Annotated in this window: 13 protein-coding genes and 1 pseudogene; 7 read left to right on the top strand and 7 right to left on the bottom strand. The window is 71.9% G+C overall.

The genetic code is table 11. The features are described from left to right. Positions 1–36: 36 nt before the first annotated feature. Entirely contained in the window at positions 37–513 is a 477-nt protein-coding gene (locus GRX01_RS18495) for a hypothetical protein (RefSeq protein ID WP_159671302.1), read from the bottom strand. A gap of 38 nt (positions 514–551) precedes the next feature. Continuing rightward, the gene (locus GRX01_RS18490; protein ID WP_159671299.1) at positions 552–1,556 is read right to left on the bottom strand and encodes an ornithine cyclodeaminase family protein; all 1,005 of its coding nucleotides are present in this window, start codon (positions 1,554–1,556) and stop codon (positions 552–554) included. Positions 1,557–1,693: 137 nt separating this feature from the next. On the opposite strand from GRX01_RS18490, the gene GRX01_RS18485 reads away from it, so the two are divergent. From GRX01_RS18485 to GRX01_RS18475, 3 genes are all read left to right on the top strand, one after another. Continuing rightward, positions 1,694–2,656: a mechanosensitive ion channel family protein gene (locus GRX01_RS18485; protein ID WP_321168205.1), complete on the top strand. Its 963-nt coding sequence runs from the start codon at positions 1,694–1,696 to the stop codon at positions 2,654–2,656. Positions 2,657–2,726: 70 nt separating this feature from the next. Beyond that, complete coding sequence (locus GRX01_RS18480) at positions 2,727–4,340, top strand: hypothetical protein (RefSeq protein ID WP_159671296.1); 1,614 nt, start codon at positions 2,727–2,729, stop codon at positions 4,338–4,340. Between the two features lie 32 nt (positions 4,341–4,372). Further along, entirely contained in the window at positions 4,373–5,284 is a 912-nt protein-coding gene (locus tag GRX01_RS18475) for a DNA-3-methyladenine glycosylase family protein (RefSeq protein WP_159671293.1), read from the top strand. A 92-nt stretch (positions 5,285–5,376) separates the two neighbouring features. On the opposite strand, the gene thiD is transcribed toward GRX01_RS18475, so the two are convergent. Then, entirely contained in the window at positions 5,377–6,783 is a 1,407-nt protein-coding gene (gene thiD / locus GRX01_RS18470; RefSeq protein WP_159671290.1) for a bifunctional hydroxymethylpyrimidine kinase/phosphomethylpyrimidine kinase, read from the bottom strand. 15 nt (positions 6,784–6,798) lie between these two features. Next, positions 6,799–7,728: a sulfide-dependent adenosine diphosphate thiazole synthase gene (locus GRX01_RS18465; RefSeq protein WP_159671287.1), complete on the bottom strand. Its 930-nt coding sequence runs from the start codon at positions 7,726–7,728 to the stop codon at positions 6,799–6,801. Positions 7,729–7,817: 89 nt separating this feature from the next. On the opposite strand from GRX01_RS18465, the gene GRX01_RS19665 reads away from it, so the two are divergent. Continuing rightward, complete coding sequence (locus GRX01_RS19665; protein WP_159671284.1) at positions 7,818–8,363, top strand: DUF555 domain-containing protein; 546 nt, start codon at positions 7,818–7,820, stop codon at positions 8,361–8,363. 81 nt (positions 8,364–8,444) lie between these two features. On the opposite strand, the gene GRX01_RS18455 is transcribed toward GRX01_RS19665, so the two are convergent. Beyond that, on the bottom strand, positions 8,445–8,681 hold the full coding sequence (locus GRX01_RS18455; protein ID WP_159671281.1) for a UPF0058 family protein: 237 nt from the start codon (positions 8,679–8,681) through the stop codon (positions 8,445–8,447). 258 nt (positions 8,682–8,939) lie between these two features. On the opposite strand from GRX01_RS18455, the gene GRX01_RS18450 reads away from it, so the two are divergent. Further along, a complete protein-coding gene (locus GRX01_RS18450) occupies positions 8,940–9,344 on the top strand; it encodes a translation initiation factor IF-2 subunit beta (protein WP_159671278.1) in 405 nt (134 codons plus the stop codon). Positions 9,345–9,383: 39 nt separating this feature from the next. Here GRX01_RS18450 and GRX01_RS18445 read toward each other — a convergent pair whose 3' ends face one another. Beyond that, entirely contained in the window at positions 9,384–9,563 is a 180-nt protein-coding gene (locus GRX01_RS18445) for a DUF7836 family putative zinc-binding protein (protein ID WP_159671275.1), read from the bottom strand. 217 nt (positions 9,564–9,780) lie between these two features. Then, the gene (locus tag GRX01_RS18440) at positions 9,781–10,809 is read right to left on the bottom strand and encodes a transcription initiation factor IIB (protein WP_159671272.1); all 1,029 of its coding nucleotides are present in this window, start codon (positions 10,807–10,809) and stop codon (positions 9,781–9,783) included. Between the two features lie 333 nt (positions 10,810–11,142). Here GRX01_RS18440 and GRX01_RS18435 point away from each other — a divergent pair, with 333 nt between their 5' ends. Both GRX01_RS18435 and GRX01_RS18430 read left to right on the top strand, forming a co-directional pair. Beyond that, on the top strand, positions 11,143–12,315 hold the full coding sequence (locus GRX01_RS18435; protein ID WP_159671269.1) for a thiolase C-terminal domain-containing protein: 1,173 nt from the start codon (positions 11,143–11,145) through the stop codon (positions 12,313–12,315). Beyond that, positions 12,312–12,733, top strand: a pseudogene (locus GRX01_RS18430) (hypothetical protein); the annotation flags it as partial. The gene GRX01_RS18435 and the pseudogene GRX01_RS18430, both read left to right, overlap by 4 nt.

Below are 12,733 nucleotides of genomic sequence, written 5' to 3'. Positions count from 1 at the left end.
CGTCGCCGCCGGTCGCCGGGAACCGTCAGGTGACTGTCAACCGGCTTCCCCCCGCCCGAGCAGTTCGACCGCCGACCGCGCGAGCGACGCGAGCGCGAGCACGAGTCCGACCGCGGCGACGCCGTAGAGACCGAACGCGAGCACCTCATCGCCGGCGTCCGATCCACGGGAGAGGGACACGACGGCGGTCGTGAGGACCAGCATCGCGAGCGCGAGCGCGCCCTCGACCGCCGCGATCGCCGCCCGCGAGCCGGTCGGCCGCTCGCCGGTGTCGGCGTAGTCGACGACCCCGAGGGTCGCGCGGGCGACGAACAACAGCCACAGGAGGGCGACGCCGGCGACGGTCGCGAGGATCGCGGTCCCCAGTCGACGGCCACCCGGATCCGGCGCCGTACCCGGGCCGAGGACCGAGATGACGCCGGCGGTCGCCGACAACAGCGTGACGAGGGCGACTGCGCCGCCGGCGGCGACCAGCGGCGACGCCCGCGCGGAGTCGAGGAGGCCCCGTGACACGTCCGAGGACACCGGAGCCCCCGCCCTCAGTCCTTTCGCTACTCGCCGGTCAGCGCCTCGCTGGCGGGCGCGAACTCGATCGTCTCCCCCAGCCCCCGCTCGCTCGCCTTCTCGTACAGCAAGTACGCCGCCGCCGCCGTCTCGATCCCGGTGCCGCCCGAGTCGAAGACGGTGATCTCGTCGTCGCTCGTCCGGCCCGGTTCGACGCCGGCGACGACCTCCCCCAGCTCGGCGTGGACGTGGTCCTCGTCGACGACGCCGGCCTCCAGGGCCGAAATGAACGAGCCGGCGTCGCCGTCGGGGGCGGCACGGGCACGAAGGTCGGGGACGTACCTCGCACGCTCGATCGTCGCGTGGTCGAGCTCGCGCTTGTTCTCGTTATACTGGCCCATCGCGGTGACGTGGGTCCCCGGCTCCAGCGCCTCGCCGTCGAACACCGGTTCGGCGGCGTTCGTCGCGGTGATCACCACGTCGGCGTCCTCGATGGCGGCGGCCGCGCTCGCGACGGCGGCGACCGAGGCGTCCAGCGTCCCGTTCAGGTCGCCGGCGAACGCCTCGCGGTTCTCCTTCGTCGGCGAGTACACCCACACGGTCTCCAGATCCCGAACCGTCGCCGTCGCCTTCAGCTGTCCCCGTGCCTGCGCGCCCGAGCCGATCACCGCGACGGAGCTCGCGTCCTCGCGCGCGAGCGCGTCGACGCCGACCGCGCCGGCGGCGCCCGTCTTGTACGGGTTCATCGACGCGCCGTCGAGCAGCGCCATCGGCTCGCCCGACTCCGCGTCGAACAGCGGGGTCATGAACCACGCGTCGCGTTCGCCGAACCCGGCGGAGTACGTGTACCCGCCCATCGCTCCCGTCTCGGGCAACACCGCGGCGTAGGTGGTGAGGAACCCCGGCGGCTCGTCGTTCACGAGCTTCGTCCGCGGCTCCGCGGGCGCCCCCTCGCCGATCTGGCGGTAGGCGTCCCGGACGGCGTCGACGTACTCGGTGGGGTCGGCGAGCCCGGCGACCTCCTCGCTCGTCAGGAACAGCGTCTGAGTCATGCGCGTCGCTTGGGCGCCGGTGGGTAAAAGCGTGGGCGGCGACGATCGGTGGCGGTGCGTCCGGACCCATCGGATCGGCGATAGCCCCGCCCCGCGTCGATGCCAACGGTTTTGCCCCCCCCGGGACAGGTCCGCCCGTGCGACGACCGATCGGCTACGTGTCGGTGGCTGCCGCCCTCGTCGCGGCGGCGGCCGCCGGCTTCGTGCGGGCTACCACTCCCTTAGCGGACCTATCCGTCCCTGCGCTCGGCGACATCTCCCCGGATGCAGCGGCGACGACACTGCTGTTGGCCGTGGCGGTGGTGCTGGCTGCCAACGGGGCCTACTTCGTCGTCTACGCGCTCGCGGTTCGGCGGGCGAGTAAGCGACGGGCCCACGACCTGCGCAACGTCCTGCGGCTCGGGTTCGGAGCGCTCGCGCTCATCGGACTCCTCGGCGTCCTCACCGACCAATGGGTAGGGGTTCTCGTCTCGCTAGGCGTGGTCGGGTTCGCGATCACGTTCGCGCTCCAGCAGCCTCTGCTGTCGCTCGTCGGGTGGTTCTACCTCATGCTGAAGCGACCGTACGCCGTCGGCGACCGCGTCCAGATGAGCGAGGTGAGCGGCGACGTGATCGAGGTCGACTTCTTCGTGACGACGCTGTGGGAGATCAACGGCCCCCTCGTCTCCACGAACCAGCCGTCCGGTCGGGTGGTCACCGTCCCCAACAGTCAGGTGCTCTCCTCGGAGGTGGTGAACTTCTCCGGCGACGGCTTCCCGTATGTGTGGAACGAGCTCTCGATGCAGGTGGCCTACGAGACGGATCTGGCGTTCGCCCGCGAGCGGATGACCGGCGTCGCCGACGACTACCTCGGCGACGAGATGGCCGACGCCGTCGACCGGTATCGGGACCGGCTCGCCGACACCGCGGTCGAACTCGAGGTCGCCGAGCGCCCCTCGGTGAACGTCGTCCAGCGGGAGTCCTGGGTCGAGCTCCGCCTGCGCTACCTCGTCCACCACCGCCGTTCGACCCGCGTCCGCAACGACCTGTACGAGCGCGTGCTCGTCGAGTTCAACGCGGCGCCCGACCGCGTGGCGTTCCCAGTCAGTCGGAGCCGCTGACGGCCGCGGGTGCCCGACGGCGTCGTCCGGCCGCCCGCGGACTTTTGCTACTCCGTCACACACTCCGGGTATGGACACCGGCCGACTCCGAAGGGTGGTCCGCGGGACGGCCCGACCGGCCGGCGTCGGCATCGCGGCGATGCTCGGCGGGGGGTTGCTGTACCTGCCGAACGGCGTCGCGCAGGGTGCCGGCCCGCAGGCGCCGCTGGCGTACCTCCTCGCGGGCGGGGGCGCGGTCTGCCTCGCGGTCGCGTTCGCGGTCGTCGCCGCCGGCCCGTTCGACGAGCGCGGGCCCGTGTACGGCCCGGTGGCGCGGGTGTGGGACTCTCGACGCCTCGGCGCGCTCACCGCGTGGGGAGCGCTGGCGGGCTACGTCGCGTTGCTTGCGCTGTTGGCGGAGTGGCTCGGCCGGCTCGCGCCGCTCCCGGCGAGCACGGGTGCGTACGTCTCCGGCACCCTCGGGGCGCCGACTGGACTCGCAGCGCTTTCGGGAGTCGGATTCCCCGGGCCGCTGGTGGGCGACGCGCTCGCGGCGACCGTCTGTCTGCTCGCGCTCGGCATCCACCTCGCCGGAACCCGCCGCGCCGCCGTCGCGGCGGCCGTGCCCGCGTGGGGTGTCGTCCTCGGCGTCGGCGCGCTTCTCCTCGCGGCGTTCCTGCCCGGGATCGGCGAGTTCGTCCCCGCGAACTTCGACCCGCTGTACCCGACGTCCGGGCTCCGTCGGGCGCCCCTGCGGAGCCTCGTCGGCGGCGTCGGCGTCGCGCTGTTCACGTTCGTCGGGGTCGAGGCGGCCGCCTACGCCGCCGCGGCCGACCGGGACGAGATGGCCGGAGGCGGCCGCGACGGCGACGCCGCGTCGGCACCCGTCGTCGCCGCCGCGGTCGCCGGCGCGCTCGTGACGCTCGCGGCGTTCGTCGCGCTCGGGGTCATCGACTGGACCCGGCTCACCCTCGCGGACATCCCCGCCGCCGACGCGGTCGGGGCGTACCTCCCGGTGAATCCGGTCGTGTTGACCGTTGTCGTCTCCACGGGGGCGGGCCTCGCCGCGCTGGTCGCGCTCGGCGTGCCCGCCGCGCGCACGATCGCCGGGCTGGGGGAGCTGTACCCGCCGCTTGAGCGTGGTCCAACGGAGCCGCCGGTCGTCGCGCTCGTCGTCGTCTACGGCGCCGCCGCGGCGCTCGCGGTCGCGGACCTCGTCGCCCCGGCGCTGTACGTCGCGGTCCCCGGCCTCGCGCTGTCGTATCTCGCGGTCGCGACGACCGCGGCCGCGATGCCCGTTCGCCGGCCCGACCTGTGGGCGGAATGCGGCGTTCGCCCGACGGGCGCGCTGGGTCGGGTCGCGCTTGCAGGCGCCGTCGCCGTCGCGGCCGCGCTGTTCGGCGTGACGCTCGCGAGCGATCCCGCGACGACGCTCGGGCTGACGCTCCACCGGGTCGCGCTCTCGGTGTTCGAGTTCGAGCTGGTGTCGGACCCGCTCGGGGGGATCGTTCCGGCCATCGTCGCGTGGGAACTGATCGGGCTCGGACTGCTGCTCCTGGTCCGCGACTACCGAGAGTCGGCCGGGATCGAGCTCCCCGCGCTCGGGGGGCCGGCCGAGAACGACCGCCGGGAGACGGACTCCTCCGACCCGACCGACTCCACCGAGGCGACCGACCCCGCTGACGAGGCCGCGCCGGAACCGTAACCCGCAACCACGTGGCCGCCCTGTATCCGGCAATGGAATCCGGGGCGATCCCCCTCGAGTCGGTCGGGCCGTTCGACCTGCAGGCGACCGTCGAGAGCGGCCAGACGTACCTGTGGGACCGGGCGGACGGGAACATGTACGAGACGACGTCCGCACACGGCGGCGACCACTGGTACGAGACGGTCGTTCCCCCGATCGCCGGCGTCACCGACGAGCGCGCGGTCGTCCGCGTCCGACAGACCGACGGGCTGCTGGAGTGGGAGTCGACGACGGACGCGGTGCCGATACTCACCCACCTCCTGCGGCTGGACGACGACCTCGACGCGATCCTCGGGGCGACGCCGGATCTGCCCCTCCTGAACCGCGCGTACGAGGAGTACCGAGGCATGCGGCTCGTCCGTGACCCGCCGTTCCCGTGTCTGATCTCGTTCATCTGCTCGGCGCAGATGCGCGTCAGCCGCATCCACGGAATGCAGATGCGGATGGCCGAACAGTTCGGCGACCCGGTCGAGTTCGACGGCCGGACGCTCCACGCCTTCCCGACGGCCGAGCAGCTCGCTGAACGCACCGAGGAGGAACTGCGGGACCTGTCGCTGGGCTATCGCGCTCCCTACGTACAACGGACCGCGGAGATGGTCGCCGACGGCGAGGCCGACCCCGCGGCGGTACGCGGGATGGAGTACGAGGAGGCCCGCGAGTACCTCACGCGGTTCGTCGGCGTCGGCGACAAGGTGGCCGACTGCGTCCTGCTGTTCTCGCTCGACTTCCTCGAGGCGGTGCCGCTCGACACGTGGATCCGGACGGCGATCGCGGACCACTACCCCGAGTGCGACGCCGGCGGCTACGCCGAGACCAGCCGGGCGATCCGCGAGCGCTTCGGCGGGGAGTACGCCGGCTACGCGCAGACCTACGTCTTCTACTACCTCCGCGCCGGCGGCGAGTGAGGCGGGGGCGCCTCGGTTCGCGTGGAGGGCGGTCAGCGGGACCGAAGAACGAGTGACTCGCGGACCGGGAATACGGGGATCGCCCTCCCGGCTCAGGGCTCGTCGACGCCGGCGGCGATCAACACCCGATCGACGACCGCCCCGGCGGAGTCGCCGAACACGCGCGCCATCGGCTCCTTCCCGTGGGCGCCGTCGTCGACGACGGCGACCGGCGCGCGCGACCTGTCGCTCATCGCCGTCGCGGCCGTCCAGTCCATCGTCCCGTCCGCGTCGGGCGGCTCCTCGCGTCGGTCCACGCGGACCACGTCGCCGATCTCGTTGAGGCGATCGACGGCCGCGTCGGTCGGCCGGACGTTCGCCACGGCCCGCGTCGACGGGTCGATCTCCCGCACGCCGCACAGCAGTCGCGCGAGGTGATCGGAGGCGCCGCGGGCGACGCCGCCGGCCGCGCGGACGCCCTCGCCGGTCGACCGCAGGCGTCCCTCGACGGCCACCAGCTCGTCGGGTCGACATGCGCCCGGCGGCGCGAGCGCGACGTTCGTCCCCACCTCGGGGACCGCGTCGGCGACCGCCGAGCCGGCGCGTTCGAGGCGGCCGACCTCGGCCCGGAGTCGCGCGCAGGCCGCCGGTGTCGCGGCGTCAGTCCGCGTCGCCCCGAGGTGATTCACCGGGCCGGGTCCCTCGCCGTACGGGAGTCCGCGTGGGAGCGTCCGGTCGAGGTACGACTCCGCGGCCGCGACGGCGGCCAGCGGGTCCGCGCCGCCGGCGAGCTCGGCCGCGATCGCCGCCGAGAGCGTGCAGCCGGTGCCGTGGGTCGCGTCCGTGTCGACGCGGTCGCGCTCGAAGCGCGTCTCCCCCTCGGGACCGACGTACGCGTCGACCGGGTCGCCGTCGAGGTGACCGCCCGTGACCAGCGCCGCCTCGGCGCCGGCCTCACGGAGGTCGCGGGCGGCCGCACGCGCGTCCGCGGGCGTCGACACGTCCCGGCCCGTCAGGAGTTCCGCCTCGGCGACGTTGGGCGTGAGGACGGTCGCGCGCTCGATCAGCCGGTCCCGGAGGGCCTCGACTCCCGCCTCGTCGAGCAGGCGCGCCCCGGAGGCGGCGACCACCACCGGGTCCACGACCAGCGGGAGCGACTCGGGGAGCGCCTCGGCGGCCGCCTCGACCCGATCGGCGTCGCCGAGCATTCCCGTCTTGGCGGCCGCGACCGGGAGATCGGAGACGACGGACCGGATCTGGGCGGCGACCTCGGCGGGCGGGACGGGGTGTGCCGAGTCGACGCCGGCCGTGTTCTGTGCCGTGACGGCCGTGACGGCGGCCGTGCCGAACGCGTCGCGGGCCGCCATCGCCTTGAGGTCCGCGGCGACGCCGGCGCCGCCGCTGCTGTCGGTCCCGGCGACCGTCAGGGCGACCGGCGGGCTCGCCGCTGAGTCGATGGTGCGGGCCGGTACCGTGTGATCCGGATCCGTGTCGCTCGGATCCGTGTGCGCCGGAGCCATGTCCTCGGACACGGCTCAGTCGTCGGCCGGGGCGGGCGTCGTGCCGCCCAGCTCGACCGGCGCGGCGTCGACGCCGAGCTCGTCGAGCGCGACCTCGGCGGCGCGCTTGCCCGAGACGAGCATCGCGCCGAACGTCGGTCCCATCCGGGTGAGCCCGTGCGTCGTCGCCGTCGCCAGCCCCGTCGCGATCAGCCCGTCGTGGACGACGCCGGTCTGCTCGACGACCTTGTCCTCGCTGTCGGCGACCCACATCGAGTCGTGGCCCGGCGAGTCGTGGCCCGGGGCGCCGTACTCGCCCTCGGCGGTGCCGTCCATCCCGGTGTTGTGCTCGCCGGCGTGTCCGATCCCCGGAGCGTCGACCACGCCGCGCTCGTGGAGCTTCGAGACGACGACCGCCTCGTGGCCGGTCGCGTCGATGACCAGATCCGACTCGACGGCGATCGGGTCGACGCAGGTCAGCTCGCGCGGCAGCGAGTGCACCGGCGTCCAGTTCATCACGACGCCGGCGACGCGGTGGTCCTCCCGGACGACCACGTCGGTGAACTCCGTCATGTTCTGGATCCGCGCCCCGGCGTCGCAGGCCCGCTCGATCAGCGCGGACGCACAGTGCGGGGCGTCCGCGACGTGCAGGCCGGCCGCCTCGTCGCTCTCCTCGTACGGGACCCCGAGCTCGTCGAGGATCCGCTGTGCCGGGTCGCGCACGGTGAGCTTGTTCATCAGGAACCCGCCGAGCCAGAAGCCCCCGCCGAGGTAGTTGTTCTTCTCGACGACGGTCACGTCGACTCCCCGGTCCGCCAGCTCCGCGGCGGCGGTGAGCCCCGAGGGGCCGCCGCCGACCACGATGGCGTCCGTCTCCGTTCCCGCCATGAACTCGCCGTGCCAGGAGTCGCCGATGGCTCGAGTGACCTGTGCCTCGCCCGCGTCGGTGAAGCCGTCGAACTGCATGCAACCACTTAGTGATACCACTAACTATTAACCGTTTCTCACGCCGCCTCGGCCGAACATTCTTGCCCGCTCCCGTGGTACGATCTGGCATGGACTGTAGGGTCGTCGTCGAGGCCGGCGTACCGGTGTACGACGTCGAGACGACGGACGAGGCGGTCCGGATCGCGATCTCGAAGACGGGGGAGATGCTGAACCCGGATCTCAACTACGTCGAGATCTCGATGGGGACGCGGACGTCGCCCGACGGGGAGCAACTGCCGCCGGCGTTCGTCGCGGCCGACGAGGCGCTCGTGGCGCTCGAGCTGGAGATGTCCGTGTTCAACGTGGAGCGCGAGGAACACGCCGCCCGGATCGCGCGCAAGGAGATCGGCCAACGCCTCCACGACATCCCGCTCTCGGTCGTCCGCGTCGAGTTGCTCGAGGAGGACGACGACCTCGGCGACGACGGGAGCGACTATGACGGTGGAGACGACGACGCCGGCGAGGGCGACCACGACGACGGAACCGACTCCCAGGTGGACGGCTCGGCTGCGGACGGGCGCGACGGCGGTCGATCACGGGAGGGCTCGATCGACGCGGGCGGAGAGGACGATCTGCTCCCGGAGTTCGAGGAGATGGTCGAGGACGAACGGTAGCTCCGGAGGACTGGCAGCCTTCGCGAGCCGACGCCGTCGCTGGCGGTCGCTCGGTCGGTGCGGGGGAGTAAGTTCCGCGACTCAGTCGGCCGTCGGCGCGACGGGTTCGGTCGTCTCCTCCTCCTCTGCGGACGACGTGATGCCGGACGCCAGCTTGAACACGGCGGCCTTGTGATCCGTCTTGGATCGGTGGATCGACGTCGGTTTGACGCCGAGTTCCTTGTACTCTGTCAGGTCGATGTCTGTGCCCCACTGCTCGTACTCGCTGCGTACCTCGCTGAGAAGGCCGTGCAGGTGAATGAGCTCCTGCTTCTTCATGGACGAATCCGGGTTGCGACCCGAGGGTTAAAGACTTATCTTGAGTCTCGTTAGCACGGTCCCCGTCGGATTTACATTGGTCGAGCGAACCGGTCGGATTCCGGAGAGGTTGCGGGGTTGATATCGGACGGATCGGCGGGAAACAGACCCGTTCGGCGGTCGATCGGCTCCTCGCGCGGAAGCCGGCGTCGTGGCGGTGCGTCGCTCCCGCCGCCGTGCCACGAACGTTTTTAGGGCGGAACACGCCTACGAACGCGTATGGAGTACGACGACATGCTAGACCGCGCGATCGAGGAGACGCCCGACATCGACGAGCGCGGCTCCCGATTCGAGGTCCCCGATCCGGAGGTTCGCCCGGAGGGGAGCGTCACGGTCGTCGAGAACTTCCAGACGTTGGTCGACACGCTGAACCGCGAGGAGTCGGCGCTGTTGAAGTTCCTGCAGGACGATTTGGGGACGGCCGCGCGCATCGACGAGTCCGGACGTGCGCGGCTCACGGGCGAGTTCAAGCGAGAACGCGTCGCCGACGCCGTGGACGCGTACACCGAGGGGTACGTCATCTGCTCGGAGTGTGGGCTCCCCGACACACGCATCATCGAGCAGAGCGGCGCGGACGTGCTCAAGTGCGACGCCTGCGGCGCGATCACCGGTCTCGGGACGTAGTCGGACCAACGCCACCGGTGGCGGGCCCGCTCGCGGGGCTCACTCGAACTGTTTCACCGCGTCGAGGTCCCGTTCGGTTCGCATGAACTCCGCGAGCCGCCGCGTCGCGTGACACGAGGGGCACGAGAAGTTCTCCCTGTGGTTCGGGAGGTCGGTGGGCGCCTCCTCCCAGTTCTTCGGACATTCGGGACACTGTAGTCGGACGAAGGCCTCCACCATACGCGGAGTCGTTGCGCGGCGTATGGTAAAGCGTTGTGGGCGGTCGCTCGTCCGCCGTGGCCGCCGGTGAGAATCGGTCGACGGCAATGCCGCCGACGCCGGTGGACCGGATCCATTGGGGGGCCCTCGGATCAGTCGATGGCGATGGAAGCGTTCGGTATGAGAAATCGGCGGTCGTCGAGAGCCGCCGGGCCGCACGTCGACGGGAGCAGCGAGATCAGGCGTTCGCGCGGCCGCGGTCGGGGCCGCCGGTTCCGGGGGCGCCCTCGGCGTCCTCGGCCGCGTCGAGCAGCTCCTTGTACCGGTTCCGGATCGTCACCTCGCTCACTCCCGCGACGTCGCTCACCTCGCTCTGGGTCAGCGCCTCGTTGGTGAGCAACGCGGCGGCGTAGACCCCTGCGGCGGCGAGCCCGACCGGCGACTTCCCGCTGGTGACGCCGGCCTCCTGGGCCGTCTCCAGCAGTCCGCGGGCGCGCCACTCTCCCTCGTCCGACAGCCCGAGCTCGGAGGCGAACCGGGCGAGGTACTGCGCCGGGTCGGCCGGTGCGACTTCCAGCTTCAGCTCGCGAACGATGTAGCGGTACGTCCGGGTCAGCTCCATCCGGTCCACCCGCGACACCGCCGTCAGCTCGTCGAGCGAGCGGGGGGTGTTCGCCTGCCGGGCGGCCGCATAGAGGCTCGCCGAGGCGACGCCCTCGATGGAGCGCCCGGGGAGGAGGTCCTCGCCGAGCGCGCGGCGGTAGATGACCGAGGCGGTCTCGCGGACGTTCTCGGGCAGGCCCAGCGCCGAGGCCATCCGGTCGATCTCGCCGAGCGCCTGCTTGAGGTTGCGCTCCTTCGAGTCGCGCGTGCGGAACCGCTCGTGCCACGTGCGCAGCCGCTGCATCTGCTGGCGGCGCTCGGTCGAGAGCGTGTTGCCGTAGGCGTCCTTGTTCTGCCACCCGATGTTGGTCGACAGCCCGTTGTCGTGCATCATCTTCGTGCTCGGGGCGCCGACGCGCGACTTGCTCTCGCCGTCGCTGTTGAACGACCGCCACTCCGGGCCGTGGTCGATCGCGTCCTCCTCGACGACGAGCCCGCAGTCGCGACAGACCGTCTCGCCGTGTCCCTCGTCGGCGACGACGTTGCCACCGCACTCGGGACAGGTCCGGACGGATTCGCTCTCCTCAATTCGTTCGTCCGATCGTTCCGTCGACTCGTCCTCGCGCTGCGAGTACCTACTGATCGTGGTTTCTGATTCGCTCATTGTGTGCTCCCGGATCGACGGCGGACCGGAGGCGAATAACGTGCCCCGACCGCGTCGTCCTTACTACTTGTTACACACGGAAAGTATATAAGTGTTTCTCAGACGTGTGTGCGCCGCTCACGCCCTCTAGAGCCACCATGAGACGTATTTCGACGGTTTTCGGCGAACGGGTCCCGGAATTCGACAGCCGGCGCACCAATAAAAGCTGCTCGGCGAGGTTCTCCGAAGCCCGTAATAATCCTTTCGCCAGCATGGCCGGGGTCATGGGTCGCGTTCGCTCGGGACCGACGGTCGACCGACAACACTTACCACAGTTCGGAGTGGGATTCCGACATGACCGACGCCTACGTTGTGGGGGCCGGCCAGTCGTCGTTCGGCGCGTTCCCCGAGGAGACGTATCGAACCCTGTTTCGCGAGGCGTACGAGTCCGCGGCGCCGACGGACCTCGAGGCGGACGACGTCGACGAGGCGTTCGTCGGCACGCTCGGCGTCGGCGGCCGTCAGATCGGGCTCGCCGGCCCCGCCGTCACCGAACACGTCGGGCTCCACGGAGTCCCCTGTACGCGCGTGGAGAACGCCTGTGCGGCCTCGGGGTCCGCGCTCCGGCAGGCCGTGATGGCGGTTCGATCCGGAATGGCGGACCTCGTCCTCGCGGGTGGCGTGGAGGTGATGACCGACGCGTCCGCGGAGGCGACGAAGTACTGGCTGGGCGTCTCCGGGGAGACGGAGTGGGAGCGCATGGCGGGGACGACGTTCTCGGGCGTGTACGCCCAGATGGCCGACGCGTACCTCCGCGAGTACGACGCCCCTCGCCGGGCGCTCTCGGCGGTCGCCGCCAAGAGTCACGCCAACGGCGCGTCGAACCCGAAGGCGCACCTCGGCTTCGACTGTTCGGTCGAGGACGCCGAGTCGGCCGAGGTCGTCGCCGACCCGCTCACGCTGTACCACTGCTGCCCGACGAGCGACGGGGCCGCCGCGGTGCTGGTCGCCAGCGAGGAGGCGGCCGCCTCCTTCGACGAGCGCGTTCGGATCGCCGGCGTCGGCGCCGCCTCCGACCGCGTCGGTCTGTTCCAGCGCGACACCTACACCGCCATCCCCGCCAGCGAGTCGGCCGCGGCGACGGCGTACGACCGCGCTGGCGTCGCCGATCCGCGGACCGGCCTCGACTTCGCCGAGGTCCACGACTGCTTCGCGATCGCCGAACTGCTCGCCTACGAGGACCTCGGGTTCTGCGAGCGCGGCGAGGCGGCCGCGCTCGCGCTCGACGGCGTCACGAAGGCGGACGGCGACCTCCCGGTCAACACCTCCGGCGGGCTGAAGTCGAAGGGCCACCCGATCGGCGCGACCGGCGCCGGGCAGGCGGTGGAGGCGTTCGACCAGTTGACCGGGAACGCGGGCGAGCGTCAACTCGAAGACCCCGAGCGGGGGCTGACCCACAACGTCGGCGGCTCCGGCGGCGCGGCGGTCGTTCACGTGTTCGAGACCGAGGGGGTGACGGGCGCGTGAGCGACCCCGAACCGGGAGTCGAGCCGGGACCCATCGGGCCCGCCGGCTCCGAGGGAGCGCCCGAGGCGAACGCGCGGGTTCTCGGCGTCGGCGCGTACGTACCGTCGGCGGGGCTGTCGCAAGAGGCGGTCGTCGACGCATGGGGTCGGTCGCGGGCCCGCGGCGTCGACGCCGTCGCGGTCCCGGCGCCGGACGAGGACACGCTCACGATGGGCGTGGCCGCGGCCGAGCGCGCGCTCTCGGCCGCCGGAATCGACGCGGGCGACCTCGCGGGGCTCGCGTTCGGGACGACCACCCCGCCGCTGGCCGAGGAGGACCTCCTGCCGCGACTGGGCGCCGCGCTCGGCGTCCCCGCGGACGCGCGAACCCACTACGCCGGCCGGAGCACCAGAGCGGGGACCCGCGCGCTGCGAGCCGC

Source organism: Halobaculum saliterrae, assembly GCF_009831625.1.
Classification (GTDB): Archaea; Halobacteriota; Halobacteria; order Halobacteriales; family Haloferacaceae; genus Halobaculum; species Halobaculum saliterrae.
The sequence above is the reverse complement of the archived record's forward strand: the minus strand, read 5'-3'. Positions and strand labels throughout refer to the sequence as shown.

What these genes read in the sequence shown, in the direction of transcription:
- GRX01_RS18450 (WP_159671278.1), top strand. Translation starts at nt 8,940, where the DNA reads ATGGAGTACGACGACATGCTAGACCGCGCGATCGAGGAGACGCCCGAC.
- GRX01_RS18475 (WP_159671293.1), top strand. Translation starts at nt 4,373, where the DNA reads ATGGAATCCGGGGCGATCCCCCTCGAGTCGGTCGGGCCGTTCGACCTG.
- GRX01_RS18455 (WP_159671281.1), bottom strand. Translation starts at nt 8,681, where the DNA reads ATGAAGAAGCAGGAGCTCATTCACCTGCACGGCCTTCTCAGCGAGGTA.
- GRX01_RS18490 (WP_159671299.1), bottom strand. Translation starts at nt 1,556, where the DNA reads ATGACTCAGACGCTGTTCCTGACGAGCGAGGAGGTCGCCGGGCTCGCC.
- GRX01_RS18440 (WP_159671272.1), bottom strand. Translation starts at nt 10,809, where the DNA reads ATGAGCGAATCAGAAACCACGATCAGTAGGTACTCGCAGCGCGAGGAC.
- GRX01_RS18445 (WP_159671275.1), bottom strand. Translation starts at nt 9,563, where the DNA reads ATGGTGGAGGCCTTCGTCCGACTACAGTGTCCCGAATGTCCGAAGAAC.
- GRX01_RS18435 (WP_159671269.1), top strand. Translation starts at nt 11,143, where the DNA reads ATGACCGACGCCTACGTTGTGGGGGCCGGCCAGTCGTCGTTCGGCGCG.
- GRX01_RS19665 (WP_159671284.1), top strand. Translation starts at nt 7,818, where the DNA reads ATGGACTGTAGGGTCGTCGTCGAGGCCGGCGTACCGGTGTACGACGTC.
- thiD (WP_159671290.1), bottom strand. Translation starts at nt 6,783, where the DNA reads ATGGCTCCGGCGCACACGGATCCGAGCGACACGGATCCGGATCACACG.
- GRX01_RS18465 (WP_159671287.1), bottom strand. Translation starts at nt 7,728, where the DNA reads ATGCAGTTCGACGGCTTCACCGACGCGGGCGAGGCACAGGTCACTCGA.
- GRX01_RS18480 (WP_159671296.1), top strand. Translation starts at nt 2,727, where the DNA reads ATGGACACCGGCCGACTCCGAAGGGTGGTCCGCGGGACGGCCCGACCG.